This window comes from Bacillus sp. FSL P4-0290 (genome assembly GCF_037975435.1).
GTDB lineage: Bacteria > Bacillota > Bacilli > Bacillales > Bacillaceae > Bacillus > Bacillus subtilis.
This window is the reverse complement of record NZ_CP150253.1, coordinates 2,024,499-2,049,029: the sequence shown is the minus strand read 5'-3', so window position 1 is coordinate 2,049,029 and position 24,531 is coordinate 2,024,499. Positions and strand designations below refer to the sequence as shown.

At 42.7% G+C, this 24,531-nt stretch carries 35 protein-coding genes; 8 read left to right on the top strand and 27 right to left on the bottom strand.

Annotated elements, in window-relative coordinates; translation table 11 throughout:
* The first annotated feature begins 98 nt into the window (after window positions 1–98).
* Together MKY10_RS11100 and MKY10_RS11095 are read left to right on the top strand one after the other, a co-directional pair.
* Window positions 99–800: a class I SAM-dependent methyltransferase gene (locus tag MKY10_RS11100; protein ID WP_014480045.1), complete on the top strand. Its 702-nt coding sequence runs from the start codon at window positions 99–101 to the stop codon at window positions 798–800.
* 87 nt (window positions 801–887) lie between these two features.
* The gene (locus tag MKY10_RS11095; RefSeq protein WP_014477099.1) at window positions 888–1,139 is read left to right on the top strand and encodes a hypothetical protein; all 252 of its coding nucleotides are present in this window, start codon (window positions 888–890) and stop codon (window positions 1,137–1,139) included.
* 70 nt (window positions 1,140–1,209) lie between these two features.
* Here MKY10_RS11095 and ldcB read toward each other — a convergent pair whose 3' ends face one another.
* Complete coding sequence (gene ldcB / locus MKY10_RS11090) at window positions 1,210–2,031, bottom strand: LD-carboxypeptidase LdcB (protein ID WP_014480046.1); 822 nt, start codon at window positions 2,029–2,031, stop codon at window positions 1,210–1,212.
* 82 nt (window positions 2,032–2,113) lie between these two features.
* Window positions 2,114–2,815: a purine-nucleoside phosphorylase gene (gene deoD, locus MKY10_RS11085; protein ID WP_014480047.1), complete on the bottom strand. Its 702-nt coding sequence runs from the start codon at window positions 2,813–2,815 to the stop codon at window positions 2,114–2,116.
* 201 nt (window positions 2,816–3,016) lie between these two features.
* Here deoD and MKY10_RS11080 point away from each other — a divergent pair, with 201 nt between their 5' ends.
* Window positions 3,017–3,142, top strand: a complete 126-nt coding sequence (locus tag MKY10_RS11080) for a hypothetical protein (RefSeq protein WP_003231174.1) — start codon at window positions 3,017–3,019, stop codon at window positions 3,140–3,142.
* Window positions 3,143–3,181: 39 nt separating this feature from the next.
* Here MKY10_RS11080 and yodL read toward each other — a convergent pair whose 3' ends face one another.
* The 3 genes from yodL to MKY10_RS11065 all read right to left on the bottom strand — a co-directional run bounded on the left by yodL (window position 3,182) and on the right by MKY10_RS11065 (window position 4,421).
* Window positions 3,182–3,496, bottom strand: coding sequence for a shape determination protein YodL (yodL, locus tag MKY10_RS11075; protein WP_004399431.1), 315 nt, complete (start codon window positions 3,494–3,496; stop codon window positions 3,182–3,184).
* A 60-nt stretch (window positions 3,497–3,556) separates the two neighbouring features.
* Window positions 3,557–4,168, bottom strand: coding sequence for a phosphatidylglycerophosphatase PgpB (gene pgpB / locus MKY10_RS11070; protein WP_004399336.1), 612 nt, complete (start codon window positions 4,166–4,168; stop codon window positions 3,557–3,559).
* Between the two features lie 76 nt (window positions 4,169–4,244).
* Window positions 4,245–4,421, bottom strand: coding sequence for a YozD family protein (locus MKY10_RS11065; protein ID WP_003231166.1), 177 nt, complete (start codon window positions 4,419–4,421; stop codon window positions 4,245–4,247).
* A gap of 118 nt (window positions 4,422–4,539) precedes the next feature.
* Here MKY10_RS11065 and MKY10_RS11060 point away from each other — a divergent pair, with 118 nt between their 5' ends.
* Window positions 4,540–4,683: a hypothetical protein gene (locus MKY10_RS11060; protein ID WP_003231164.1), complete on the top strand. Its 144-nt coding sequence runs from the start codon at window positions 4,540–4,542 to the stop codon at window positions 4,681–4,683.
* Here MKY10_RS11060 and MKY10_RS11055 read toward each other — a convergent pair.
* The 14 genes from MKY10_RS11055 to cgeC form a co-directional block, all read right to left on the bottom strand.
* Complete coding sequence (locus MKY10_RS11055) at window positions 4,680–5,360, bottom strand: hypothetical protein (protein WP_014480050.1); 681 nt, start codon at window positions 5,358–5,360, stop codon at window positions 4,680–4,682. The two genes, MKY10_RS11060 and MKY10_RS11055, sit on opposite strands and share 4 nt — an antisense overlap.
* Before the next feature lie 147 nt (window positions 5,361–5,507).
* The gene (locus MKY10_RS11050) at window positions 5,508–5,732 is read right to left on the bottom strand and encodes a YozE family protein (RefSeq protein ID WP_003231160.1); all 225 of its coding nucleotides are present in this window, start codon (window positions 5,730–5,732) and stop codon (window positions 5,508–5,510) included.
* An 86-nt stretch (window positions 5,733–5,818) separates the two neighbouring features.
* A complete protein-coding gene (locus tag MKY10_RS11045; protein WP_004399539.1) occupies window positions 5,819–6,097 on the bottom strand; it encodes a YokU family protein in 279 nt (92 codons plus the stop codon).
* Entirely contained in the window at window positions 6,094–7,509 is a 1,416-nt protein-coding gene (gene ablA / locus MKY10_RS11040; RefSeq protein ID WP_004399420.1) for a lysine 2,3-aminomutase, read from the bottom strand. The genes MKY10_RS11045 and ablA overlap by 4 nt, the downstream gene beginning before the upstream one ends.
* Window positions 7,510–7,537: 28 nt before the next feature.
* The gene (gene ablB / locus MKY10_RS11035; RefSeq protein WP_014480052.1) at window positions 7,538–8,365 is read right to left on the bottom strand and encodes a putative beta-lysine N-acetyltransferase; all 828 of its coding nucleotides are present in this window, start codon (window positions 8,363–8,365) and stop codon (window positions 7,538–7,540) included.
* Window positions 8,343–9,653 carry a peptidase gene (locus MKY10_RS11030; protein ID WP_072592546.1) on the bottom strand — a complete coding sequence of 437 codons (1,311 nt, stop codon included), beginning with the start codon at window positions 9,651–9,653 and terminating at the stop codon, window positions 8,343–8,345. The genes ablB and MKY10_RS11030 overlap by 23 nt, the downstream gene beginning before the upstream one ends.
* Window positions 9,654–9,661: 8 nt before the next feature.
* Window positions 9,662–10,315 carry a 3-oxoacid CoA-transferase subunit B gene (locus tag MKY10_RS11025; protein ID WP_004399417.1) on the bottom strand — a complete coding sequence of 218 codons (654 nt, stop codon included), beginning with the start codon at window positions 10,313–10,315 and terminating at the stop codon, window positions 9,662–9,664.
* Complete coding sequence (locus MKY10_RS11020; RefSeq protein ID WP_014480054.1) at window positions 10,300–10,989, bottom strand: CoA transferase subunit A; 690 nt, start codon at window positions 10,987–10,989, stop codon at window positions 10,300–10,302. The genes MKY10_RS11025 and MKY10_RS11020 overlap by 16 nt, the downstream gene beginning before the upstream one ends.
* A 6-nt stretch (window positions 10,990–10,995) precedes the next feature.
* Window positions 10,996–12,330 (bottom strand): aspartate aminotransferase family protein, encoded by a 1,335-nt coding sequence (locus MKY10_RS11015; protein ID WP_014480055.1) that lies wholly within the window; start codon window positions 12,328–12,330, stop codon window positions 10,996–10,998.
* Window positions 12,311–12,466: a hypothetical protein gene (locus MKY10_RS11010; RefSeq protein WP_003230835.1), complete on the bottom strand. Its 156-nt coding sequence runs from the start codon at window positions 12,464–12,466 to the stop codon at window positions 12,311–12,313. The genes MKY10_RS11015 and MKY10_RS11010 overlap by 20 nt, the downstream gene beginning before the upstream one ends.
* A complete protein-coding gene (gene yoyG, locus MKY10_RS11005; RefSeq protein WP_003218179.1) occupies window positions 12,460–12,573 on the bottom strand; it encodes a YhzE/YjcZ family sporulation protein YoyG in 114 nt (37 codons plus the stop codon). Before yoyG ends, MKY10_RS11010 begins: the two co-directional genes overlap by 7 nt.
* Window positions 12,574–12,652: 79 nt before the next feature.
* On the bottom strand, window positions 12,653–13,432 hold the full coding sequence (gene cgeE, locus MKY10_RS11000; protein ID WP_014480056.1) for a spore maturation N-acetyltransferase CgeE: 780 nt from the start codon (window positions 13,430–13,432) through the stop codon (window positions 12,653–12,655).
* 28 nt (window positions 13,433–13,460) lie between these two features.
* Window positions 13,461–14,741 (bottom strand): spore maturation glycosyltransferase CgeD, encoded by a 1,281-nt coding sequence (cgeD, locus tag MKY10_RS10995; protein WP_014480057.1) that lies wholly within the window; start codon window positions 14,739–14,741, stop codon window positions 13,461–13,463.
* Window positions 14,742–14,805: 64 nt separating this feature from the next.
* Window positions 14,806–15,111 carry a spore maturation protein CgeC gene (gene cgeC / locus MKY10_RS10990; RefSeq protein ID WP_014477111.1) on the bottom strand — a complete coding sequence of 102 codons (306 nt, stop codon included), beginning with the start codon at window positions 15,109–15,111 and terminating at the stop codon, window positions 14,806–14,808.
* Window positions 15,112–15,315: 204 nt separating this feature from the next.
* On the opposite strand from cgeC, the gene cgeA reads away from it, so the two are divergent.
* A complete protein-coding gene (cgeA, locus tag MKY10_RS10985) occupies window positions 15,316–15,717 on the top strand; it encodes a spore crust protein CgeA (protein ID WP_003230824.1) in 402 nt (133 codons plus the stop codon).
* 6 nt (window positions 15,718–15,723) lie between these two features.
* Complete coding sequence (gene cgeB, locus MKY10_RS10980) at window positions 15,724–16,677, top strand: spore maturation protein CgeB (protein ID WP_046381120.1); 954 nt, start codon at window positions 15,724–15,726, stop codon at window positions 16,675–16,677.
* A gap of 70 nt (window positions 16,678–16,747) precedes the next feature.
* Here the strand turns inward: cgeB and MKY10_RS10975 are convergent, their stop codons facing one another.
* Window positions 16,748–17,896 (bottom strand): phytase, encoded by a 1,149-nt coding sequence (locus MKY10_RS10975; RefSeq protein ID WP_015251871.1) that lies wholly within the window; start codon window positions 17,894–17,896, stop codon window positions 16,748–16,750.
* Window positions 17,897–18,266: 370 nt separating this feature from the next.
* Here MKY10_RS10975 and MKY10_RS10970 point away from each other — a divergent pair, with 370 nt between their 5' ends.
* The gene (locus MKY10_RS10970; protein WP_003230816.1) at window positions 18,267–19,292 is read left to right on the top strand and encodes a nucleoside-diphosphate sugar epimerase/dehydratase; all 1,026 of its coding nucleotides are present in this window, start codon (window positions 18,267–18,269) and stop codon (window positions 19,290–19,292) included.
* A gap of 43 nt (window positions 19,293–19,335) precedes the next feature.
* On the opposite strand, the gene msrB is transcribed toward MKY10_RS10970, so the two are convergent.
* Entirely contained in the window at window positions 19,336–19,770 is a 435-nt protein-coding gene (gene msrB / locus MKY10_RS10965; RefSeq protein WP_014480061.1) for a peptide-methionine (R)-S-oxide reductase MsrB, read from the bottom strand.
* Window positions 19,771–20,304 carry a peptide-methionine (S)-S-oxide reductase MsrA gene (gene msrA, locus MKY10_RS10960; RefSeq protein ID WP_014477117.1) on the bottom strand — a complete coding sequence of 178 codons (534 nt, stop codon included), beginning with the start codon at window positions 20,302–20,304 and terminating at the stop codon, window positions 19,771–19,773.
* Between the two features lie 131 nt (window positions 20,305–20,435).
* Between msrA and MKY10_RS10955 the strand changes: the two genes are divergently transcribed.
* Window positions 20,436–20,861 (top strand): MarR family transcriptional regulator, encoded by a 426-nt coding sequence (locus MKY10_RS10955; RefSeq protein ID WP_004398634.1) that lies wholly within the window; start codon window positions 20,436–20,438, stop codon window positions 20,859–20,861.
* A gap of 49 nt (window positions 20,862–20,910) precedes the next feature.
* On the opposite strand, the gene MKY10_RS10950 is transcribed toward MKY10_RS10955, so the two are convergent.
* The 5 genes from MKY10_RS10950 to scuA all read right to left on the bottom strand — a co-directional run bounded on the left by MKY10_RS10950 (window position 20,911) and on the right by scuA (window position 24,526).
* Entirely contained in the window at window positions 20,911–22,248 is a 1,338-nt protein-coding gene (locus MKY10_RS10950; RefSeq protein ID WP_015251868.1) for an MATE family efflux transporter, read from the bottom strand.
* Window positions 22,249–22,319: 71 nt separating this feature from the next.
* Window positions 22,320–22,514, bottom strand: coding sequence for a protein YpmT (gene ypmT, locus MKY10_RS10945; protein ID WP_003230808.1), 195 nt, complete (start codon window positions 22,512–22,514; stop codon window positions 22,320–22,322).
* Window positions 22,515–22,526: 12 nt separating this feature from the next.
* Window positions 22,527–23,090 carry a YpmS family protein gene (locus MKY10_RS10940; protein ID WP_015251867.1) on the bottom strand — a complete coding sequence of 188 codons (564 nt, stop codon included), beginning with the start codon at window positions 23,088–23,090 and terminating at the stop codon, window positions 22,527–22,529.
* 9 nt (window positions 23,091–23,099) lie between these two features.
* Entirely contained in the window at window positions 23,100–23,867 is a 768-nt protein-coding gene (locus MKY10_RS10935; RefSeq protein ID WP_003245956.1) for an SGNH/GDSL hydrolase family protein, read from the bottom strand.
* 77 nt (window positions 23,868–23,944) lie between these two features.
* A complete protein-coding gene (gene scuA, locus MKY10_RS10930; protein WP_015251866.1) occupies window positions 23,945–24,526 on the bottom strand; it encodes a cytochrome c oxidase assembly accessory protein ScuA in 582 nt (193 codons plus the stop codon).
* Window positions 24,527–24,531: the final 5 nt, after the last annotated feature.

Genomic DNA, 24,531 nt, shown 5'->3' with positions numbered 1-24,531 from the left:
CAACTCGGAGCAGAAATGAAAGAGAAACGCCCTTCTTTTGCTTTTCATAAACCTATGTCTTTATACGACATATGATAAGGAAAAAGGAGGATTCGATATTGAGCCGATATTTAGAAATGCTGTCCTTATTCGGTGTCGCAGGGGCGCACCCAGGCGGACTGGCTTTTTCAAAAGCGGTCTTGCAAAAGGCTGCACCCTCTCCGAATCAGCCGATTCTTGATGCCGGATGCGGAACAGGACAAACGGCGGCTTATTTAGGACATTTGCTGTATCCTGTAACAGTCGTTGATAAAGATCCTATTATGCTTGAGAAAGCGAAAAAAAGATTTGCGAATGAAGGGCTTGCCATCCCTGCATATCAGGCGGAGCTGGAACATCTCCCGTTTTCTTCTGAGTCCTTTTCCTGTGTCCTGTCAGAATCGGTCCTCAGTTTTTCACGCCTGACATCCTCTCTTCAAGAAATTTCAAGAGTTTTAAAACCCGGCGGGATGCTGATTGGTATCGAAGCTGCTTTAAAAAAACCGATGCCCCCTGCAGAAAAGAAGCAAATGATGGATTTTTACGGATTTACTTGCTTACATGAAGAAAGCGAATGGCATAAACTCCTAAGATCCTATGGCTTTCAAAAAACAGAAGCGATGACACTTCTTCCGGAAGACATGGAATTTGAACCAACCACAGAAATGGATTTATCGCAAACGATTGATCCCATCTATTACGATACGCTTCAAACACATTATCAGCTCATGCAGTTATATAGTGAGTACATGGGTCATTGTATTTTTATCGCGTACAAGTAAAACGGCGTATCGCCCCCTGTTTTCGTCCAACCTTTTTTTCCTATCTATCATATGCTGATAGAAAGTCAGGATAGGAGGGGAACAATATTGGAGAGATATTATCATCTTTGCAAAAACCATCAAGGTAAAGTCGTCAGAATTACAGAGAGAGGCGGGAGAGTTCACGTCGGCAGAATTACCCGTGTAACAAGAGACAGAGTTTTTATAGCTCCGACCGGCGGAGGGCCAAGAGGTTTCGGTTACGGATATTGGGGCGGTTATTGGGGATACGGAGCAGCTTACGGGATTTCCCTCGGTTTAATTACAGGGGTCGCTCTTGCTGGTTTATTCTTCTGGTAAGCATAGAACAAATGCTAGATTCACCAGACACAATGAAGCCCGCTTATCTAGTGTAAGCGGGCTTTTCATTTTAAATTTTCTTCACTTTTTCAAAGTACTCTTCTAGCGTTAAATCATTATCTTGGATGACCTTTGCGGCTTTTTTGCCTACATAGCGCAGATGCCATGGCTCATATTCATATTTCGTGATATCTTCTTTATTTTTCGGATAGCGAATGATAAAGCCATATTTATAAGCATTGTCCTGCACCCATTTCCCGTCTGCCGTGCTTCCGAACGCTTCATTTAGCTCAAAGCCATTGCTCCGGCTCGAAATGTCCATCGCAAGGCCTGTTTGGTGCTCGCTTTCCCCGGGGTAAGCGACCGCTTCCTTTGCCTTCTTTTCCCCTTTTAGGCTTACTTCATTGTCAAAAATGACTTTCTGTCTGTCATACGAACGGTACCCTGAGACAGCTGCCAGTTCATAGCCTTCCTTTTTGGCAGCATCGAACATTGTTTTTAATGCGTCGGCCGCTTCTTTTCTGATGTAACGTTTTTGAATCTTTTCTTCAAAAGAAAACTCTACATCAGGTATGACAAGATCGCTAGGTTCATAGTTTCCGGGCAGTGCATATTGTTTATTGACAAGCGCGAGTATATTTTCTGGATTTTGAATGGTTTCCAGACCATCGACTTTTTTAATATCATTGAAATACTGGCTTTCCAATGAAAACTCACTGTTTTGAGTGTTTGATTTTTTGCTGTCAGCTGTTTTTTGTTCTGTTTGCTTTGTTTCTGCTGTGGTTTTCGTATCCTTTTGAGCATCTCCGTTCGACATGCTGCAGCCGGCTCCGACTATTGCCGTTACACTCAGAGCGGCAGCCAGTGAGAACCATTTACCGGACTTTTTCATATTACATTACCTTCCTTTTATCAATCGTTTCCGCATTCATAAAGAAGAGGCTGCCGGCACCCAGCACGCCTCTTGATATATTTTATTGTGATACGGAATGTAAAGCCACTTCTATCATATCATGAAATGTCGTTTGACGCTCTTCCGCTGTCGTTTCTTCTCCTGTTAATACGTGATCACTCACGGTGAGAATTGACAGGGCTTTTCTTCCGTGCTTCGCTGCTAATGTATACAATGCAGTTGTTTCCATTTCAACGCCAAGCACACCGTATTTTGCAAGTTTTTCAATTTGCGAATCGTCGTTGTAGAACTGGTCAGCTGTAAATACGCTTCCTACAGTCACCGGCACACCTTTATCCTTTGCGGCATCATAGGCATTTTTTAAAAGCTCGAAATCTGCGCAAGGCGCAAAATCAATGCTTCCAAAAGCGACTCTGTTCATTTGTGAATCAGTTGAGGAGGTCATCGCCAAAATGACGTCTCGCACTTTGACATCTTTACGAATAGCGCCGCAAGAACCGACTCTTATTAGATTTTGCACATCGAAGCTTTGAATTAATTCATTCACATAAATTGAAATAGACGGAACACCCATTCCCGTGCCTTGTACTGAGATTTTTTTACCTTTATATGTACCCGTAAATCCATACATGCCTCTGACTTCATTGTAGCATTCTACATTTTCAAGATACGTTTCTGCAATAAATTTTGCTCTGAGAGGATCTCCCGGCAAAAGCACTGTATCCGCAATTTGTCCTTTTTCAGCACCTATATGTACACTCATCTCATATCCTCCTGTAAATCTAAATTATCATCCAGCCCGTCCATTTTACAACGAATGTCATGATGAAACAAACTTCAGCATTGATTATAAAGGAATATGTCGAAAAAAGAAATGTTCGAGGATCTGTTTGGCACTTCCTCAGAAAAACGGATAATCGGGGTGTTAATTTGAAAACCTAACCGCAGGAAGGAGGGGTGGGACATGGGTAAAAAACATCGCAACCGGATCACCGGCCAAAAAAAGAACAATCATATACCTGAAAAAGATATCATTGCAGCTGAAGAAGCACACGGGAAAGAATATTCTGCTGCCAAACGCAAGCCTTAAAACTGCAGAAAACTGCGGGTTTCCGCAGTTTTCTTTTCATTATGTCGTTTGTACAATCAGACGATTGATTTTCCTCCAGCCGGCGGGAAGCAGTTGATAATATGTTTTCCCTTTTCTGCCTTCATCAATCAGGATCACGTCCCCTGTGGCCATAAATCTTGCATCATAATCACTCGGAACAGTGTCGAATACATTAAACAAAGAGAATGCTCTTTTCAGCACGTCTTGATGATCGCTCCCGTTCAGTTCAGTTCGATAGACGGCTCTGTAGCCCTTTTTTTCGCCAAACCGGGGTGTCTGAAATATTGTCACGTCATAGGAACAAGACTTCTTTTTAAACACGGATAACATCATCAAGATCCCCTCCCTTTTATTTCTTTAACATATTGGCGTTTTTGCTGTGTTTTCCTCTCTCTATTTTTGTCGAAACCGCTTAATCTTTTCGTCAAAACCTTTTACTAGGAAAAACAGAAGCAAGCCGAGGCTAAAGCCGCCTAACACATCTGTCACAAAATGAACCCCCAGATACACTCTGCTTATGCCGACTAAAACAGCAATTACACCGGCTATGATATATACCATTTTTTTATGCTTGGACAAAAACGGGAGGTGTTTCACTAAAAAGTAGGCAATAACAGGATAGACACAAGCAGCATTCATGGAATGGCCGCTCGGAAAACTGAAGGATGATTCATGAACCAGCGGTGCAAAATCAGGCCTCACTCTTTCGATCCATTCTTTTAAGACTTTGTTTAACAGCCGATCTGTGCCGAATACTAAGAGCATCAACAGGCCGTCCCATGTTTTTCTGTAGAAAAACATGCCTGCTCCAATGATGACAATTAGAGGGAGCAGAAAAGAAGAAGCACCAAGATGCGTGATCCCCGTCATGACTTCATTAAGCCATGGCTGACGGATCAAAACAGCTGCCTTGCTTATTGCTTCATCTGCAGATTGAACAGCATTTGTATGAATGGCCGCAGCTAGAATGAGAAAGAAAAGAAACAAACTAACGGGCTTGTACAATTTAACCACCTCAATTTTCACAGAAGTCATAGAACATGAATAATAAAACCGGAGCTGACAACTCCGGTTTTAAGCCTCACTCATCTTCATCCAGCTCTTCATCTATCATACATTTTTCTATCAAATAATCAAAGGTGATATCAGCGATTTCAAACAGCTCATCCTCACTCGGTATGTAGCCCCGTCTTGCAAGCTCTCTGTAAAAAAATTCAGCGATTTCTTCCGTATCAATCACAAGATCTATTTCTTTCATCTCCGTACCGCCTCCTTTTTTATGTTTTATGAAAAAACAGGCTGAATTATACCCGGTGTTCTAAACAATTCTTTCAGTCATATATTGAATAAAAAACGAGCCATGGGAGGCTGACGCTATGATTGCTAAAATGATGGAAGCACTGGACGGAGAAAGATTTGATATCATAATGGAAAAAACGCTCAAAGGAATGACGCGTGTGATGATTTGGGGCTGTCTGCCATATTTTTTATATGTCTTGATCCGTATGTTCACAAACTAACTGAAATGCTCTTTTAAACTTTCCAAAACAAACATCATCATGTCTTTATATTCTTCATCATGAAACATTTCGTACAGAATTTTGTAGTCATTATAAATATCCAGAAGCTCATCAACAATTGACACAGCAAGGATGTGAAGGGTATCTTGATCTTCATCATCGCCTTCAAACTGAAGAAGAGCAGACGATGCGATATCTTCGCCGATCTCATGGCCAGTTTCTCCGACATAATGGACAAACAACAGCTGATGCACAAACTGGTCCATTTCATATTTTCTAAGCACCAGCGTGAGATCCTCTTCCTCCGTTTCAAGCCACTCTCCATCCTTTAAACGGGTCAGCTCATAAATGATATCTTCCCAGCCATCTTCTAAATATCTCCAAATTTCTGTTCTATGGCCGATAATGCGAAAGAGTTCTTTTCCATAATCTTTTACATAAACAACGTCCCCAATAAGGAATTCATACTCAATATCAAGCTTCTCCATGTCGACAATGACACCCTCATAATCTTTATAAAGCTGAATAGATGATTCAAAGTATAAAACTTCGTTATGATTGACTTCATAAAGATAGTGTTTATCAATTTGGTGTACTTTTGTGATGGTGCCGACTGTTCCATACATAATGACGACTACGATATCCCCTACTTGGAATTTCGGTTTATTTTGCTTCATGGTGTCTCCCCCTCGCCGCAACATTTCTCATACGCTATCGTATGCCGGGTGAAGCCAATTCGCATGGGCATGAAAACCAAAGGAAATATCCAATTATGGTATGGGAGACATAAAAAAATCCGCAGTGATCTGCGGATGAAACAGCTATTATCTGCCGTGCACTTCAGACTCGTATTGATCCCAAGCTTCATCAAACGTCGCCATCGTGTGAAGGTAATCAGCATTCAGCTCCAAATATGAACTGATTTCATGATAATCGGTAGATGTTTTTGGAAAGCTGTGATCCTCATACGCCTGATTGGCAAATTCACTGATGCTGTCCTTCGGCTTAGGGTGTCTGTATTTCAATAAATAGTGATAAAAGGATTTCATGGGTTTCCCCTCCTGGTGTCTGTCTTTTGTTGTTCTATTATACAGTTCAAGTGTAAAATTACAACAAAAGAATACTGAAACATGACTCAGGAGAAGTCAAAATAGTTGCGTTTCAAAATTCTTTCTGTCTCCATGAGCTGCTGATATGTCAGGCTTTCAGGCAGTTTTTTTGTTTGAATTAAAAGCAGCTGATCCTCAATCTCCTTAACCGTGTTTTCCTCTTGATAGGTCATACCGCAGGAAGAACATACCATGGCAGGGGTGTCTGTCAGTTCTATAGCCCTCGTTCCATCAGGGAGCTCCCAGTACACCGTGTTCCTGCCGGGCACCGCTTCAAGCTCGCCGCACCATTCGCATGTTTTCATGAAGAATCCCCTCCGCATTCAGTCTCTTTCTGTTTTTTCTGCTGCGCCAAAAATTTCTTTTCTTTGAGCTGATCCCTTTTCTCACGCCGATCTTTTAATGTTTCATGCTCCGGATTTGCGATGTATGCCTCTCTCCTTTTGATTCTGTCTACATTTTCAGGTGTAAACGAAACTTCTTTGTCAGCAAAAATGGCACTCAGCCCGATCGGCTCCTTTTTGTCAGCGGTTTCAGGGAAAACGGACTCAAAATAGGCGTCTGCCTGATTGGGGATATAATTCTCTGGTTCCGGATATGACGTAATCACACCTTCAAAATTTCTTAAGATCACTTTGTCAGGACTTTGTGACAGGACATAGTTTGGCTGCAGGGCGATTTTACCTCCTCCGCCTGGTGCGTCAACGACAAAGGTAGGAACCGCATAGCCTGAGGTATGGCCTCTCAGCCCTTCAATGATCTCCAAACCTTTGGAAACAGGAGCTCTGAAATGCCCGATTCCCTCTGACAGATCACATTGGTAAATATAATAAGGACGGACTCTGATTTTTACCAAGTCATGCATGAGCTTTTTCATAATTGGAACCGAATCATTAATACCTGCTAATACGACAGCCTGATTTCCGACCGGCACTCCCGCGTTCACCAGCTTTTCACATGCCTCAACGGATTCTTCTGTCATTTCGATGCTTGTGTTAAAATGGGTATTCAGCCAGACCGGATGATATTTTTTCAATATCTCGCACAGATGATCGGTAATGCGCTGCGGAAAGACAACGGGCGCTCTTGTTCCGATTCTGATGACTTCCAGATGCGGAATGCTGCGCAGCTCTTTTAAAATATATTCTAAAATTTGGTCGTTGATGAGCAGCCCATCACCGCCTGAAATTAAACAATCGCGGATTTCGGGTGTTTCCCGGATATAAGCAATTGCAGCATCAAGCTGTTTTTTTGGGACGCCCATTCCGATTTGTCCGGAAAAGCGCCTTCTAGTGCAGTAGCGGCAGTACATGGAACATTGATTCGTGACAAGAAACAGCACACGGTCGGGATAGCGGTGTGTCAGACCGGGTACCGGTGAATCTTCATCCTCATGAAGCGGGTCTTCCAGATCGTATTTTGTTTTGTGCATTTCTTCAGAAAGCGGCACAGACTGCATGCGTACCGGGCATCTCGGATTGTCGGGGTCCATTAAAGAAGCATAGTAAGGTGTAATATTTAAGGGGATCGTTTTGGTAGAAATTCTGACGCCTTCCTCTTCATCCTCGGTCAGATTGATGACTTTCTTTAAATCATCTAACGTTCTTACAGTGTGTGTCAGCTGCCAAAGCCAATCGTTCCATTTCTCTTCCGGAACGTCCTTCCATAACTCGATCTCCTTCCAATGCCGTTTCGGTTTATACCATTTGTTTTTCAAACGAACTCCTCCTCGCGCATATTTTGACTTACAGTTGCTTGCACCAAATATTCATGTTTTCAAGGCCTTCGGCTATAAAGCAATTATTGATCAGCCTTCCGCCATACTGATAACCTGAATGGTACAACACAGCATTCATCCCAAAAGACGAAGCACGGGCGAGAGAAAACACATGAAAGATATCCTTTCCAGCCATTTCTTTTTCTAACGCCTCGATTAAAAAGCTTGTTAACGAATGGCCGCGATATTCCGGCAGCACAGCGCAATCGGTTATTTCTGCATGCCCAAGCTCTGGATTGATTTCTGCGCTTGCTGCGCTGATCAGGCGGTCATGATCAAACATGATATAATACACCGTATTTGCATTCATCGTCTTTTCAATATAAGCGGGGTCAAATACTGGGGTTGGGTACGTGCGAAATACTTTTTTATACAGCATCGATAGCTGGTACATGTCGTTTGTTTCTGCTTTTCTCATCGTAAAAACGGGTTTACTGTCGTTGCGAAGACGGGGCGCTGTGCGATATATGGCTTCGATGATCTCCTGTTCCTCTGTATAAGAATCTGTTTGTCTTCGGCTTTCTGACAGATAACGTACCATGACACAAGCCGAATGGCCGAGATAATAGCCCTTTAGATAGCCCTCCGGCGCAAATAATTGTTTGGCAAGCATTGGCTCATCATGCTGCTTCGCATAGACGATGATTTTTTCTGCATTCTCTTCTTTTGCCGCTGCCACGATATCCGGCAGAACCTTCTCAATGGCTCCGTCATAACGGACCACTCTGATTCGTTTATTAAAACCGTCATGGTCCAAAACTGCTGTGACACCGCTACTCTTTATTGACTTGAGCATCCGCATCCTCCCCATCTGTATGAAGCCCGCACCAATCCATGACAAAAAGTGCAATAATTTTAGCAGATTCTATCATGGCTTCAACCTCAATGTATTCATTGGCCTGATGAGCCGTTTTTGTTTCCCCCGGCCCGAAAACGATTACTGGTGTATCTCCTGCATGGTACAAAAGCCCTCCATCCGTTCCCCACGGGGAAGCCTCAATAATCGGCTCTGTCTGTTTCATTTTTTGATAGGCTGATTGCAGCACAGAAATTAAAGGATGATCATCAGGTAAATCATTCGGCAGCCATTGAGCGCCAAACCATTCGACTTGTACGGGATGGCGTTTAAACCATTCGTCATGGTATTCTAAATCCTTCAGCCAGTTTTCCAATTCAAGTTTTACAGCTTCTGTTTTCTCATGGGGAGCAATTCCGCATCTCCCTTCTATGACGACACGGTCTGCAACTGAAGATGGCCAGGCACCGCCTGAGATGGTGCCGATATTCACCGGTACCGGTATTGGGATATTGTCATACAGCGGATCTGAAATTCTCGCATTGCGGACTTTCTCCAGCTCTTGTAACGCTGTGATAACGTGCATGCTTTTTTCAATCGCGCTTACCCCTTCATAGCGTGTGCCCCCATGTGCGGATAATCCCTTCACAGTGATCCGAAACCACATCGAACCCTGCTGCTTAATAAATAGTTTCATATTCGTCGGTTCAGGAATCAGTGCCCCGTCAGCACGATAGCCTCTCATGATGGCGGACAGTGTACCGGCGCCGCCGCACTCTTCATCTACAACACTCTGAAACAATACATCTCCCTTCAGTTTGACATCGCAGGCGTGCAGGGCTTCTAAAGCAAAAAGAAGGGCTGTATTGCCTCCCTTCATATCCGTTGAACCGCGGCCGTATATTTTACCGTTTTCTTCGACAGCTTGATACGGTTCATACTTCCAATCCTTTACGCTTCCTTCAGGCACAACATCGATATGGCCGTTCAAAATCAGGGACCTACCTTCGCCGGCTCCCGTTTTTTTAGCCACGATATTCGGGCTCTCATGAAAATCGGATCGGTTAGATTTAAAGTAGGGATGCTGTTTTAATTGCTTTATGCTTGGCTCCCATACATCAATGTCCATATGAAATTGCCGCAGCTTTTCAAGCACAACAGCTTGGGCGTTAAACTCTGACCCCAATGTGCTTTTTTCCCCAATGAGCCTTTTGAGAAGACGAATGGCTTTGGCCGAATGCTGATCAAGCCACTCGATTACTTTTCTTTCAATGTCTTGCATCCTCATTCCCCCTCTTAAGAAAAAGGCATATCTATTTTGATTTCAGCTTCTGTCAGCCTCGTCACCTCATCGATTGTCGAGCCATTCATCAGCTCTTTTAAAATGAAGTGATGGCTATCGACCTCAAGAACCGCTTTTTCGGTAATAATCAAATCTACACAGCCTGCAGCAGTTAATGGCAGCGTACATCTTTCTGTTAATTTAGGCCTTCCCTTTTGATCTGTATGACTCATGACGACAACCACTTTTTTCGCTTTTTGGGCAAGCTCCATCGCCCCGCCCATACCAGGCACCTTTTTTCCCGGAACAAGCCAATTTGCCAAATCTCCTGATTGGCTCACCTGCAGGGCGCCTAAAATCGTAATGTCAATTTTGCCTTTTCTGATCATTGCAAAAGACATGGTTGTATCAAAATAAGACGCCCCTTTTACAGCGCGGACAGGATATCCCGCGGCGTTGCATAAATGCGCATCCTCTTCTCCCTTTTCGGGACTTTCTCCAATGCCAAGGACACCGTTTTCCGCTTGAAACATGACCTGCATGTCAGGCTTCAAAAAGTTCGGTACCAAGGATGGGATACCGATACCGAGATTCACAATCATGCCCTGCTTAATTTCAGTAGCAGCGCGTTTTGCAATCTGTTCTCTTTCTGCTACTCCCAAGCCCATTTCCACTTCACTCCCTCGCTTCGTACAACCCCCTTAACAAAAACCCCCGGTGTGACAATCATTTCTTCAGAAATCTCCCCCATCGGAACGATACGCTCAGCTTCGGCAAAGGTTCTCCTGGCGGCCATTGCCATAAGCGGATTCATATTGCGCGCGGTTTTGTCATACGTTAGATTGCCGAATTCATCTGCAATGTAAGCATTGATAAAAGCAAAATCAGCCGTCAGCGCCTCTTCAATCAAGTATCGTTTTCCCGCCACTGTTACGATGTCCTTTTTTTCGCAAACCATTGGATTATCAATGCCCACATCGGTTAAAATACCGCCAAGTCCCGCTCCGCCAGCGCGAATCCGTTCCGCAAGCGTTCCCTGAGGTGAAAATTGAACCTCTAACGTCCCCTCTGTCATCTGTTTTCCGGCTACAGGATTGGAACCTATATGCGAGGCGATCAGGGTTTTGACCCGTTGATTAACAATAAGCGGGCCGATCCCTATATCCGGGAAACCGGCGTCATTGCAAATCACAGTTAAATCCGTTATACCGCTGTCCAATATCGCTTCAATCAATGAAGGAGGCGACCCGACTCCCCCAAAACCGCCAAACATCAGAACCGATCCATCCCGAACATCTGCAATTGCTGTGTCAATGCTGATTGCTTTTTGAAATGGCGCCATTTAATGTCAATCCTTTTTTAAGTTTTTTTCGACCGCTGCAACTGTTTCTGAAAAAATAGAGATAAGCTCTTCCATTTCAACGTCTGAAATGGTAAAAGGAGGAGCAATAATGACAGCATCTCCTTCTCCACTGTCTATTCCAGCTTTGGAAGGATAAACAATCAGCCCGCGTTTTTTCGCCTCGCTGACAATAAGCTGGGTTACCGCCTGCTCTGGCGGAAACACTTTCTTCGTTTTTTGGTCTGCCACAAATTCAATGCCTAATAGCAGTCCTTTTCCGCGCACATCACCTATAATGCCGCTTTGAGATGCCGCCTCATCAAGCTTTTTCTTCAGCACAGCGCCCTTTTTTTCTGATTGTTTGATCAAGCCGTGCTTTAACACATATCGCAAAACTTCAAGAGCAGCTTTGGCTGAATAGGGATGTGCACTATATGTGTGACCGCTCATAATCACACCTGACCCTTGTTTTATCGTTTCAATAATAGAATCAGATACGACGGCAGCGGCAATAGGTGCATACCCCGCACCGAGTCCCTTCCCCAGTACAGCAATATCAGGTACGGTGTCCCAATGCTCTGTCGCGAGCATCCTTCCTGTTCTCCCAAGCCCCGTCATCACTTCATCTGCAATAAAAAGCACATCGTGTGTGCGGCATACCTCACTTAATCTCTCATAATATCCCGGAGGCGGAGTAATCGCTGCTCCTGCAGCACCAATAATAGGCTCAGCCACAAAGCCGGCGATGAATTGGCTTCCGATTCTTTTGATCATAGTGTCCAGTTCATCAGCTGCAGTCTGAACAAAGTCTTCTTCCGTCTCATAATTCAGCCGATAAATATGTGGAGCTGAGATAGCTGGATACCGCTCAATGAGATGGGTGAACCGGTATCTCCTTTCATAAAAACCAGACAATGAAAGCGCTCCCAAAGTTATTCCGTGGTAACTGCTCCATCGAGACAAAAAGATGGATTTTTGTGTTTGCTTTTTTTCCTGCCAATACTGAATGGCGATTTTCATAGCTGTTTCTATCGCTTCTGACCCGCTGTTGACAAAAAAAGACCAATTCACATCTCCGGGCAGCTCCTGTGCCAAGAGAGCGGCTAATTGCTCGGCGGGCTCACTCGTAAACTGTGAGCGGTAAGCAAAAGACACCTGATCAAGCTGTTCTTTCAGCTTCTCAGTCACATCACGAACTCCGTGGCCGATATTACATGTCACCGCACCTGACGAGCCGTCGAGATATTTTTTTCCGGTCTGATCATAAACATATGAACCCTTCGCATAACTGACAACCGGATAGGCCGAGCTAAGCTCTGGCTTAATCAAATAACTGCTCATGCTCCCACCTCAAAACCCCTTTTACCATATTGTATGAGTGTCCAAATGGCGGCATGACGTTCCCCGCAAAAACTTTTTCACATAAAAAGAGCCTTCCTAATAGGGAAGGCTCTTTTGAAATTTCAGCATCTAGCAAATAAAAGCGGCTCCAACAATAATTAATAAAATGAACAAGACAACAATTAACACAAATGTATTTGTCCCGCAGCCAAATCCGTAACCGTACCCAGAGTATCCATACATGCTGTTTTCATCCTTTCTTATCACGATATACGGCATTTTATGCGGGCCAAGTCCCAAATGGTTTGTGCAAACGCCTATTTCATGTAAGGAAATAATGAAATACAGTATGCACCCGCTCATATTTTTTAAACGTCAGCTTTTCGTAAAACTGAGTTGCACCGTCAGTGCTTGCAGCCACTAAGTAGGCTGCTTCCATTCCTAGTGATTTGGCGATGGACAGCATTTCTTTCACTAAGATACTGCCGTAGCCCTTCCTTTGAAACTGATCTAAAATTGCCACTTCTTCGATTTTAGCCGTTTTCTCTTGATGATCGATAAACAGCTCGCCGCACCCAATGGGAACTTTCTGTGCCTGGTCGCTGTAACAAACAACAAGAATGATTATACCTGCTTCATAGAAAGGATATTTTCTTTTTAATTTTTGTTCAGCGATTGCTTCTCCAATATAAATGGAATCGTAAATTTTCATAATAGAAGATCCGTCGCAAAGACTTTTTGCCGTCCCCCATGCGGTTAAAGGATGTCCCATCTGCCCCTTCCAGTCACTAAGCTTCATGTCATATAGTAGCTCATCCTCGACGACAAAACCGCTTTTTACAAGCGACTGCTTCAAACCGAGCGGAAAAACATGCTGCGGCGACGCTTTTAAATGGAGATAATTCGCATCAAGCAGCTTTGGTACGGAGGGTAAAAAGTTAAGTAACCGCTCCAATGGAAACGTATCATGGAGCTGAACAAAGTTATGAGAAAAAATTTGCGGAAGCTGCGGATCTCTGTATACGCTGTAATGATCAAACGATGCCGATTCAGACGTTAACAATATATATTGATGTTCCGTTTTTGAATAATGTCCTGTCATGAACGTCTCCTTTTTATGACCTATACCTTTACTCTGTTGCAATATTCAATTTCTTTATAATCTCATCGTACACCGGATAAAACGGCTTTCCAATTGGAAATTGCTGAATATTTCGGAAAGAAGCGGAGATTGGCTTCTGATGTAAAAAAAACTTCCTTGTTACTTGTTCACTAATCGGGTGAAAGACGCCGTTTAGAAACAAAAACGGCTCGCGTTCGATGAAAAACAGACGTCGGCCAGGCGGATTTTTGATCAATTCAGATCGTTTCCACGTAATCGGCGGCCCTTCCGGAAGCGTCTCCATCTCTTCTTTTCCAATTGTCACTATGTCTTTTCTTTGAAATTGATAAAATTGAAACGCATACTGGTCCACAATTCGCCTTTTTTTTCCAGCTTCGATATAAAATATTGCAGGATGGTCAGCTTCCTTTACTAAAATATAATTCGGAATGTTTAAAATTTTGCCAATCCTATATTGGAATAAATATGGGTCTGGAACAGCGACAGTCCGATTTAGATACAAAAAACCCCACTTTTCTCCAACAGGATGCCTTACACCCTGATCAAAAAAATACACATTTTGATCTGAACCTTTTACAAAAGAGCCGTCAATCAAATCGGCGGGCAGAAACCGATATGCATTTTGAAATGAATCTGGGGTTTTATAGGTTGTGTCTAATACTTCATTTATCGGCAGAAATGGGGTAAAGTTGTTGAGTCTCGCCCAAAAAATTGCGTCGCCATGATTCCAATGCTTCATATCATCATCCCAGTAGCCTCCAAATTTATGGTGGATGAGATTAAGTAACGAACGGCGATGCATAACGGAGCAATGATCAACTTGAAAAGCGGCCTGATCAAGCACTGCATTGGCATTTCTGTAGAAATGTGAGATTTCCTCTCCCCTTTCGTTTACATGTACAACTTTTTGTTTTGAATAGACCGCCTGCGCTTCAGGCTTATGTGAAAACTCTTGCATCATACGGCTCAGCCGCTCAGGATGATAAACAGTGTCGTCAGTAAGATAGGAAATGTAATCGCCGTCTGCAAATGGGAGCGCACTGTTAATTAATGTGGCATAACGAGCTGTTTTTAATCGATCTGCAGGATGCACGAAACTGTTATGATATTGAATGCGCCGGTCGTGGAGATACTTGTGAATCACCGCAGTTGTTTCTGCATTCGAATGATCATCCATGATAAAAAGCTCCCAAAGATCATGCGTTTGCTGTATCACGCTTTCGATCGCTTTTTGCAAATAATCGGGTTTGTTGTAACTTGTTAAAATAATAGACACTTTCTCTCCCATCTATACCGCCTCCCTCCGTCAAACATAAAAACGGCTCCGCAGCAAGCGGAGCCTCTGTCATCATTTAAAAAGCACCCCAGCTTACAACACTTGAGAGTGAAACATGAGATCTCGTGTTATTTAACGGGTTTTGGAAAATAACCAAATCAGTCAGAACTTCTTTTACGATGACATTTTGAAGTGTATCTCCGTTAATCAAATTGACTTTTGAAACCGGTACGCCCAGCTCTTTTGCAAAAACAAGCTGGCGTCTGAGGTCAGATGGATTTCCTTCAGAAGACGATTGACGTATCAGCAGAATCAGCAAAAGCAAAATAAAATGCAGTTCATCTTGATTTTCTTCTCGATCCACTTGTTTCTCTAAATCCAAATCATCCCTCTCCCTTATCCTTATCTCTGTTTCACAATATGTGCGACTCCGATTTATGGTATAGGCTATGTCCACTCCATTAAAAAATCAGCATTTTCCTTAAATAGATGAAAATTAGATCAGGTACGGCGTTCGACTCATACCAAATAACAGCCGGAAGAATATGATTAACGTGAGTTCACTATCGAATAGGAGGTGTGTGTAATGAGCTCTGAAAATGCACAGTTAAAAAAGGATTTAATTAAAGCCGTTTTAAGCCCTTTATTTCCAACTGCAACAGAAGGAGGAGAAAATATGGATAGTAATCTTAAAGCCTTGCTTGATGCTGCCATCGATCAAAAAGTAGATGAAAGTGAAACGGTTACGGCAGAATCTATTTTAGACCCTTCTCTTCCGGCAAGATGGATTTTTGCCAGAATTACACCAGGCACTACAATCAGCATTGTGACTGATTCAGGTGACATGATCGGACCGGTTGTTTTCGTTGCTTTCGATCAGGTTCACGGGATCGTATTTGTAACACAGGAAAGCTCCGTCACTCCGGCAGGCCAAGCTACAACATTAATTGATGTAGACAAAGTAGAAAGCGTTACGTTCTTTTCATAACATCCGATGAAAGTCTTGTATATCCAGTCGGGATACGGAGGAATATACAGTTATTTTGATCGCTGGGCTGAAGAATGTTTTCAGAACACTCATACAGAGTATATGATTGCAGATAAACCTGAAGCAGAATCTTTGATGAAGATCGAAGCGTTTCAGCCGGATTTCACACTTATGATGGTTGGAGACCGCGTTCCTCACGACTGGCTGACCTGGTTAAAGGGTAAGGATATCCCCGTGTATGTTTGGCTGACCGAAGACCCATTTTATACGGATATCAGCCTTCAGGTAATTAAGCTTGCTGACGCCATATTAACGATAGAACAAAATGCAGCTCTCTACTATCAAGAGCTCGGCTACCAGAACGTCTATTATGTTCCGATACCAGTTAACCATCGGCTGTTTAAAAAAATGGACACCGAACATTCCTATCATTCAAATCTGTTAATCATCGGCTATCCTTACCCTAATCGGGTTCAGCTTATGAAAGAAGCGGTCCATCTGCCATTCACGGTTCGGGTAATCGGCAAGGAATGGGGAAAATATCTGCCTAAAAAAGTGCTCAAACAGCCGCATATTGATGTCGTCAGCACATGGGTTCCACCCGAACAGGCCGTTCATTATTATAATGGGGCAGACATCGTAATTAATGCGCATCGTCCCTATCATTTTGCTTTCAACCAAAATACTATGCGCATCAAAAATGCCAGTTTTAATAACCGAACGTTTGATATCGCTGCATGCGAAGCATTTCAATTAACAGATTTACCCGCGGCGCATCCTTTTTCATCCTTTATTTCTTATCACGGCATGAACGACTTTAAGGAAAAAGCCGCTTTCTATATCAACCACCCTGAAGAACGGCAAAAAGCTGCAGCAGCCAATTATAAAGAGATCGTACCCGCATTTACGTTTGATGAGCTTCCTGCAAAACTAAAAGCGATTCATCTGGCGCTCTCATGAAAAATCGTTCATTGCTATGAACGATTTTTTTATTCATAGAAAAAAGCAGCTGCACAAGCTGCTTTCTATTCTAGCCGTCAGAACGGTCTTTCAGCTTCCTCGGATTTACCTGTTTATGAAGATCAGGCATTTCGCCGAGATGCTGTGCAATTTGTTCCCACGATACAATTTTGAAATTTTGATTGACGGCTTGTCCGTTATCGATATTTTCGCCATCCTGCGCCACAAAAATCCCGTATGGATATTTTGGGCCAAGTCCGAAACCGAGAACATCAATACCATCCGTGTCACTAGTACCGTCTATTTTCTCGCCATCTGTAATCTCAAAGTTGGCTACATAGCGATTTTTCCCCTGCCGTTCATACATTGCATAGCTGTTATTTCCTTGACTTGAAGCCATGAGATATCCTTTGCCATTTGGTGCATAATAGATTGTCAGTCCTTCAATATCAGCTGTCAAATGATCTCCTGTCGCACGGTCAACAACCTGCCCCTTTGACCCTCCGCCGGGCTCAGCGTTAAATTTCCAGATGGCTTCATCTTCCTCTGCTATGTATAGGTTCCCATACTCATCATCCGCAACAAGGCCTTCGGTCTGAGAATTCAACTTAAATTCACGCACCTTTTTCCCTGTTACATAACCCTTTCCACCATCAACAATTTCATACTGCTCAAATTCCCCTTGTTTGCCTGTCACTAATGCGTAAAATGCTCCTGTTTTCTGGCTGTGATACAAGCTGAATCCATAAACCTCAGAAATATTGGTGGAGATAGGATGGTTCGGATCTGTAATGCTTTTCAATTTTCCTTTATCCCCGTCTATTGCATATACTTCAATTGTATTTTTTCCTTCGGACCGGTTGGATGCGGCAGCAATATCAATTTTTTCGCCGTTCAATGGAAAATCATAGCGCAGATCGACATTATTGAGCTTGCCAAACTCATAAGAATGAAGCTGTTTTCCGTCTAAATCATACACAACGAGCCCTGACTTCTTATTTGTTGTAATCAACTTGCTTTTTTCCGGGTGTTTTTCATGAACCCAAATGGCCGGGTCATCTGCTGCGTCATCCCCAGATGCGACCGGATCTGTCTCCGTGTGTGCAGTCACTTTGAAATGATGTTCCTCATTCACATAATGAGCCGACACCGAGGTTGCTGTCAGGCTAAGCAATAAACCCGCGGCAGTGCTTAGCAGCATTGTTTTTGAAACCTTCATTTGGTACCCTCCTCTTTTATTACTAACACTACTATTGTAAAATATATACAGGTGATTACCGTGAGGAAAATGAACCTTTTTTTATAGGGTTTCTGACTCATAAACAACTTATTCCCCAAAGAGGTACGTGAGATGACTTTGCCAGATTTCCTTTTGCGGAGCGAAATAAAAATATGTTGAATATTTAGTACATTGTTTATTTAGTTGTGTTTTTCCCTAGTTACGTCCGTTTTTCCATTTTCTATTAAAAAAGAACACTTTGTGACATGATCATTCCCCTAAATTTTGTTTTATTGGTTGCTTTCATTAATTCGATTACAAAGTTGAACATATGATGCATGGTAGAGAAACGAGAGTTGGAGGATAAGCCATGCCTAAACAGCAAACAGCAGAACTAAAACCATTTTTCCATAACAAAACAGTTTTAGTCACTGGCGGAACGGGTTCAATCGGGAGTCAAATTGTCAAACGCCTTTTGATGCTTACACCTAAACAGGTGATTGTATTCAGCAAAGACGACAGTAAACAGTATGTCATGAGCCAAAAGTATGCGGAGGATAAGCGGCTATTATTTGTACTTGGAGATGTACGCGATCACAGAAGGGTGAATCAGGTGATGAAAGGCGTCGATATCGTCTTTCACGCGGCTGCGCTGAAACAGGTTCCGACATGTGAGGACCATCCATTTGAAGCGATCCAGACCAATCTCATCGGCGGACAAAATGTGGTGGAAGCTGCCCTTTCACACCGAGTGCAGCATGTCATTAATATCAGTACAGATAAAGCTGTATCTCCTGTGAACACAATGGGTGCCACCAAGCTGTTATCTGAAAAGCTGTTTCATCAAGCAAACCGCCACGTCCAAAACAAAGGAACCTTGTTTTGTTCGGTCCGCTTTGGAAATGTTCTCGGTTCCAGAGGTTCGGTCATCCCCATATTATTTGAACAGATGATGGAGGGTGAACCCCTGACCATCACAGACAAAAACATGACCAGATTTTTCATGTCAATAGACGATGCAGCTACATTGACATTACAATCGGCTGCTATTACAAAAGGCGGAGAAACCTTTATTTTCAAAATGGAATCACTGAAACTTGAAGAACTGATTCATGGGTTTGAAGAATATGCATCGCAGCATGGGCTCCCGCGGCCGGCTGCAGTAGAAGTGGGCAAGCGTCCAGGTGAAAAGCTTCACGAAGAATTAACATCTCCACATGAAATTGAATCACTGTATGAATGGGGCAACCTTTATGCGATCCTTCCAGAGCCGGAAAAACATCCTGACTTTCGCAAAGTCAATCTGCCTGGGTATCAATCAGATCAAGCCCCGCTCATTACGAAAGAAAGAATTGCACAGATTATTGAAGAATTGCATCAAGAGAAAAAGGCATAAAAACAAGCCTGTCTATCCATTAGGCAGGCCTGTTTTTAACAGTTTATTTATTAAAGAGATGCAGATAGCTTTCGTATCCTTCTTCTTTTAGCTTATGCTTCGGAACAAACCGCAGCGCTGCTGAATTTATGCAGTAACGAAGTCCGTTTGGACCAGGTCCGTCATTAAATACGTGGCCAAGATGAGAATCAGCAGTTCGGCTTCTTACTTCTGTGCGAATCATGCCGTGGCTCGTGTCCAGTTTTTCTTCCACTTCTTCTTCTTCAATCGGCTTTGTAAAGCTTGGCCAGCCGCAGTGGGAATCAAATTTATCCTTGGATGTAAACAATGGCTTGCCTGACACAATGTCTACATACAACCCTTCTTCCTTATGATCCCAATATTCATTTTGAAATGGCGGCTCCGTGCCGTTATTTTGCGTTACTTCATATTGCATGCGATTTAATGACTTTATTTTTTCTTCTTTATTGTACGCCATTTATTTAGCCCCCCAATGCTCGCTGATAAACCCCGCGCGTCCGGAACCTGTCCGGTAGCGCTGATAATGTGCTGGATTCTTTTTATAAAAATGCTGATGGTAGCCTTCCGCTTCATAGAAAGGTTCAGCTTTTAAAATGTCCGTTACAATCGGATCTTTAAAGATGCCGCTTTCCGCCAGACGTTGCTTGGAAGCTTCCGCAAGCTCCTTTTGTTTATCATTATGATAAAAAATGGCTGCGCGATAGGAACTGCCGCGATCAGCAAACTGCCCCCCGGCATCTGTCGGATCGATTTGCTGCCAAAATAATTCAAGCAGTTTTTCATAAGGGAATACATCAGGATTAAATGTGATTTGAACGGCTTCACGATGTCCCGTCGTTTCACTGCACACCTCTTCGTACGTAGGGTTTTCAGTATGGCCGCCTGTATACCCGGACACCACTTTTTCAATTCCCGGCTGTTCGTCAAAAGGTTTAACCATACACCAAAAACAGCCTCCTGCAAATGTGGCGATTTCTTTTTTTTCAGACATACTGGTGCCTCCTTTGTTAATACGTGGTATTATTATATTATAGCATGTAAAAATAGAATGAAAATGATTCTGCTTTTCAATAAAATCTATAGGTTTTAAGCAATATGCTTATGTAATGGAGGTTCACAAATTTGAAAGTAAGAACACAGATGATGTACGATATGGAAACTTTACTCCGTAAAGTCTTTAAACAAATACGCAATGAAATCAATGAAATTTTAGATAAAGAGCTGTCGCGGAATGAATTCACTATTCTTCGGATCCTCAGTGAACAAGGGCCTAAAAAAGTCACTGAATTTGCGCCTATTTTAGAGGTATCGGCAAGCCACATTACGGCTGTGACCGATGCGCTGGTAGAAAAGGAATGGATTACGAGAATCAGATCGAAGGAAGACAGACGCATCATCCGCATTCATATCACTGAAGCAGGCGAAAAAGTCCTTCAGCACTTTAACGAGAAAAAAACGGAATATTTCTTTAAACGCTTTGACTGCTACACTGATGCTGAACTTGCCACGTTAATCGAGCTCTTCAGCAAACTTGATAAAAAACGGTGAAAAAAAGCACATACCGATATATAGGTATGTGCTTTTCGCAGTGCTTCACTTATTTTTCAGTAAACAGCTTCATTGCTTTCCAGCGGCCATATCTATAATACAAAAATGCCGCGCAGCTGCTAAATAAAAAACTCATTCCGATTCCAAGCCCGATTCCTTTTTGTCCAAGCCAAGCTGAAAATAGAGCTGTGAAAGGATATCTCAACACCCAAAACGAGATCAAGTTTAATACCAGAACCTGCAGCATCGCTCCCGCGGCCCTGACGATTCCGTTCAGCACAAAATTAATCCCAATAAAAGGGTAGAAAAACGCGATCCACTTCAAATATTGTTCACCAAATGCGACCGCATCAGGCTCACTGATAAATAACCTTATGAGATATTTACCAAATACCCAAATCATAACCGCAATCACCAGCATGCAGGAAATAACAGCTATCACACCTAGCCTTGCAATTGTTCCCACTCTTTTTTCGTTTCCGATTCCAATATTTTGCCCTGCCATACTATTGACGGCCGTACCGGCAGCCATTGCTGGAAGCGTGATGATGCTATCAAGCCGCTGCACCGCGCCAAATCCTGATACCACGTGATCCCCGTATGAGTTAACAACACTCATAATCGCCATCATACCGCCTGTAATCACCATCATCTGCAGACCTGCCGGAATCCCGAGTTTCAAAATCAGCGCGGACTCTTCCCACTTGGGCATTCTCGGAATCGAGAATGGCACAAGCTTGTGTTTGATGACATAAAACAACCCATACAAAAACGCAATGCCCTGTGACAAAATCGTTGAATAAGCCGCTCCCGCTATTCCCATGTGGAACACAGAAATAAAGAGCGGCGCAAGCACTGTATTCAGTACAACAGCAAACGCAATAAACCGGAGAGGTGTCTTGCTGTCGCCCAGCGCACGAAGCACAGTACTGATAAAGTTATAACCAAACAAAAATAAAATGCCGATAAATTGAATCTGTAAATACGTCTCAGCAAACGGTATCATTGACTCCGGTGTTTTTAGAAGACGCAGCAAAAGCTCTGAGAGAAAAAAACCGGCCGCGCCGAATCCGATGCTTAGGCCTGTTAATAAAACAACAAAAGCGTTAATATACGACGCCATTCCTTTTATATCATCTTTTCCTTTTTGCTGAGATAAAATGGTTAACGTCGCATTGTTAAGGCCCAAAATAAAAGACAGCACGGTCAAAACAATCGTGCTTGATACCGCGGCTGCCCCAAGGGCCTTTGCCCCCAGTAAATTGCCGATCCACAAGCTGTCTATAAATTGAAAGGAAACCTGCAATGCGTTTCCGAGCATAATAGGCATTGAAAACAGTACAAGCTGTTTCAGCACATTCCCCTGTGTAAAATCGTATGCTTTCATCTTTTCTCCTTGTGTTCTCAAATTTTCTTTGGACCGCACGAAAAAAGAGACGTTGTTTCATGTCTCTTTTTTCATGACTTATCGGTTTTTTTTCGGTCTCGCATACCGAATGTAAACACCATCACACTTAGGAACAAGGCACAATAGGAAACATTCAAATACATTTGATCCATGTCTTCAGCAGCCAGATGATGATAAGCAAGCCAGCCGAAATACAGGGAAAATGTAAAGGATAATAAACTGAAATACTGGTAAATCCGTTTCATTTTCAGTCACCTCTATTGTTTAGGATGGTAATAGGAAAACTCAATTTCATCTTTTTCTAAATTTATCTTATCCGCTTTGACATACATTCCATTCGTTAAAGGCATTTCTGACAAACGCACTTCAATGCTTTTATCCCCGGGGTGAACATGGACAAATGACGGCAATTCATAAAAGCTGTCCATATAATTTAACACAAAGCTAATTGGTATACTCAATTTCCCTAACGAAAATTTCGTGACATTCAGCTCTACATCACCGTTTTTTTTCACGGTCGGCTCAAAAGCGATAAACGCATCAATAGACGTGGAAAATGCCTTGATTTTCCCTGCGACATGAACATCATCATCAATCTCTACTTTATAATCAAGCTTGTTTGATGCTTTGTCGTTTAAATATGAGTTAACAAACGCAGCTAATGATTCTTTTGTGCTTGTCACTTGAAATCCATACTCGCTCTCAGATGAATCCTTCACCTGAGCCTGTTCCCCCGGGAGCAAAACAAGTGCCACAAACCCGGCGGCGAGGATAAAATTGATTGCAAGCAATATAAAAAACAGTCGCTTCCACTTATTCATGCTGCCACCCTACTCTTTCGGTAATCCTTCTTTTTTAATGGCTTGATAGACGCGCTTTGCGATAAGAGAATAACCCGTACCATTAGGATGAAAATCATCTTCCTCAGAAATTCGGCTGCTGTCACTTTTTTGATTGAACAAATCTTCGATATGGACGATTTTTGCATGTTTATCTTTTTTCAGCTCTTTTTCAGCAATATGGTTCCAATCCGTGACGACACCATTTATTTCATTTAGTTCTGATAATGTAAACGTAAACGGATTGTACATGCTGACATAAATCAGCTCAGCGTGATCATTCAGCTCGCGAATTTCAGAAATGATTTTTTCAAAGCGCTTTTCGTACGGTTTTTCCGCTTCCTGAAACGGTTCAACGGTTAATTGCAGAAAGTTTTGGCGAAGGATTTTCATCAAATCATTACCGCCAATTGTAAAAAAGACATAATCTGCGTCCTTTATGCCTTTTTGAACCTTTTTATCTTTTAGTTTTTCTAATAAATCATCCGAACGGTTCCCTTTTACAGCATAATTTTTCACGTCGACCGTTTTGACTTGTTTATCTGACCGGATAGAATCCGCCACCTTGCCGACATATCCCTTTCCGTCGGGATCTCCGACTCCTTCTGTCAGCGAATCTCCGACAGCCGCTATGACAATGTGTTCTTTTGTTTTCGTTTCATGGGCTTTTTGTTTTCCCTCAGATGATGTACGTATGCTCGTACACGCAGTAAGAAGCAAAATCAAACTGGCCATGATTGAAAAAATGCGCAGCTTCAATCTTGTTGCTCCTTCCCATTCTACTAGTGGAAAGTGTATCATGTTTTAGAAGATTTGCAAATGCCTAGTCTCTTAGCTTACTTGAGTGTAGTGGCTGACTTCACATCGGAAATGATATCATCGTACGGTGTATTCTCCACTCCATTGTAATCTTTCAGCACCTTACCGTCCGGACCTACCAAATAAAAAGAAGATTGATGAATCACTTGGTCCTCTCCCTCCGGCTTCTTTACGATCGCTTTAAAGCTCTTAAGTGCGAACTCCTCAATCTCACTCTGGCTGTATCCCGTGAGAAAATCCCAGTTATCAAAAGATAATGGATAATTTGCGGCAAATTTCTTCAGCTGTTTCGGCTTATCGTTTTCTGGGTCAACACTAAATGATATGATGCGGACATCTATATTTTCGGCTTTCAGTTTTTTTTGCAGATCGGTCATATGAGCGGTCATTGGCGGACATACAGTTTCACAATTGGTAAAAATAAAATCCGCCAGCCATACTTCTCCTTTTAAACTCTCTAAAGAAACGTTCTTGCCGTCTTGGTTTTGAAATGTAAAAGGCTCCACCTCGTAATTGAGCGGATCTTTAATCTGCTGTCCTCCGCATGCACACAAAAACAGAAAAATCAGCCCAGCCGTTAACCCGTTGATAACCTTCATGACAT

Bases quoted from the DNA above. Each gene is read 5' to 3' on its own strand.
- cgeE (WP_014480056.1), bottom strand. From the start codon at position 13,432: ATGACAGGACATTATTCAAAAACGGAACATCAATATATATTGTTAACG.
- MKY10_RS11065 (WP_003231166.1), bottom strand. From the start codon at position 4,421: ATGAAAGAAATAGATCTTGTGATTGATACGGAAGAAATCGCTGAATTT.
- MKY10_RS11050 (WP_003231160.1), bottom strand. From the start codon at position 5,732: ATGAAATCCTTTTATCACTATTTATTGAAATACAGACACCCTAAGCCG.
- MKY10_RS11080 (WP_003231174.1), top strand. From the start codon at position 3,017: ATGGGTAAAAAACATCGCAACCGGATCACCGGCCAAAAAAAGAACAAT.
- deoD (WP_014480047.1), bottom strand. From the start codon at position 2,815: ATGAGTGTACATATAGGTGCTGAAAAAGGACAAATTGCGGATACAGTG.
- MKY10_RS11030 (WP_072592546.1), bottom strand. From the start codon at position 9,653: ATGAGGATGCAAGACATTGAAAGAAAAGTAATCGAGTGGCTTGATCAG.
- msrA (WP_014477117.1), bottom strand. From the start codon at position 20,304: ATGTCTGAAAAAAAAGAAATCGCCACATTTGCAGGAGGCTGTTTTTGG.
- MKY10_RS10975 (WP_015251871.1), bottom strand. From the start codon at position 17,896: ATGAAGGTTTCAAAAACAATGCTGCTAAGCACTGCCGCGGGTTTATTG.
- yoyG (WP_003218179.1), bottom strand. From the start codon at position 12,573: ATGTATGGATACTCTGGGTACGGTTACGGATTTGGCTGCGGGACAAAT.
- MKY10_RS11045 (WP_004399539.1), bottom strand. From the start codon at position 6,097: ATGAAAACATGCGAATGGTGCGGCGAGCTTGAAGCGGTGCCCGGCAGG.
- MKY10_RS10950 (WP_015251868.1), bottom strand. From the start codon at position 22,248: ATGAAAGCATACGATTTTACACAGGGGAATGTGCTGAAACAGCTTGTA.
- ypmT (WP_003230808.1), bottom strand. From the start codon at position 22,514: ATGAAACGGATTTACCAGTATTTCAGTTTATTATCCTTTACATTTTCC.
- MKY10_RS10940 (WP_015251867.1), bottom strand. From the start codon at position 23,090: ATGAATAAGTGGAAGCGACTGTTTTTTATATTGCTTGCAATCAATTTT.
- MKY10_RS11055 (WP_014480050.1), bottom strand. From the start codon at position 5,360: ATGAAGCAAAATAAACCGAAATTCCAAGTAGGGGATATCGTAGTCGTC.
- MKY10_RS11060 (WP_003231164.1), top strand. From the start codon at position 4,540: ATGATTGCTAAAATGATGGAAGCACTGGACGGAGAAAGATTTGATATC.
- scuA (WP_015251866.1), bottom strand. From the start codon at position 24,526: ATGAAGGTTATCAACGGGTTAACGGCTGGGCTGATTTTTCTGTTTTTG.
- ldcB (WP_014480046.1), bottom strand. From the start codon at position 2,031: ATGAAAAAGTCCGGTAAATGGTTCTCACTGGCTGCCGCTCTGAGTGTA.
- cgeB (WP_046381120.1), top strand. From the start codon at position 15,724: ATGAAAGTCTTGTATATCCAGTCGGGATACGGAGGAATATACAGTTAT.
- cgeD (WP_014480057.1), bottom strand. From the start codon at position 14,741: ATGGGAGAGAAAGTGTCTATTATTTTAACAAGTTACAACAAACCCGAT.
- MKY10_RS11020 (WP_014480054.1), bottom strand. From the start codon at position 10,989: ATGGCGCCATTTCAAAAAGCAATCAGCATTGACACAGCAATTGCAGAT.
- ablB (WP_014480052.1), bottom strand. From the start codon at position 8,365: ATGCTCAAGTCAATAAAGAGTAGCGGTGTCACAGCAGTTTTGGACCAT.
- MKY10_RS11025 (WP_004399417.1), bottom strand. From the start codon at position 10,315: ATGGGCTTGGGAGTAGCAGAAAGAGAACAGATTGCAAAACGCGCTGCT.
- cgeA (WP_003230824.1), top strand. From the start codon at position 15,316: ATGAGCTCTGAAAATGCACAGTTAAAAAAGGATTTAATTAAAGCCGTT.
- MKY10_RS10970 (WP_003230816.1), top strand. From the start codon at position 18,267: ATGCCTAAACAGCAAACAGCAGAACTAAAACCATTTTTCCATAACAAA.
- yodL (WP_004399431.1), bottom strand. From the start codon at position 3,496: ATGATGTTATCCGTGTTTAAAAAGAAGTCTTGTTCCTATGACGTGACA.
- MKY10_RS11015 (WP_014480055.1), bottom strand. From the start codon at position 12,330: ATGAGCAGTTATTTGATTAAGCCAGAGCTTAGCTCGGCCTATCCGGTT.
- msrB (WP_014480061.1), bottom strand. From the start codon at position 19,770: ATGGCGTACAATAAAGAAGAAAAAATAAAGTCATTAAATCGCATGCAA.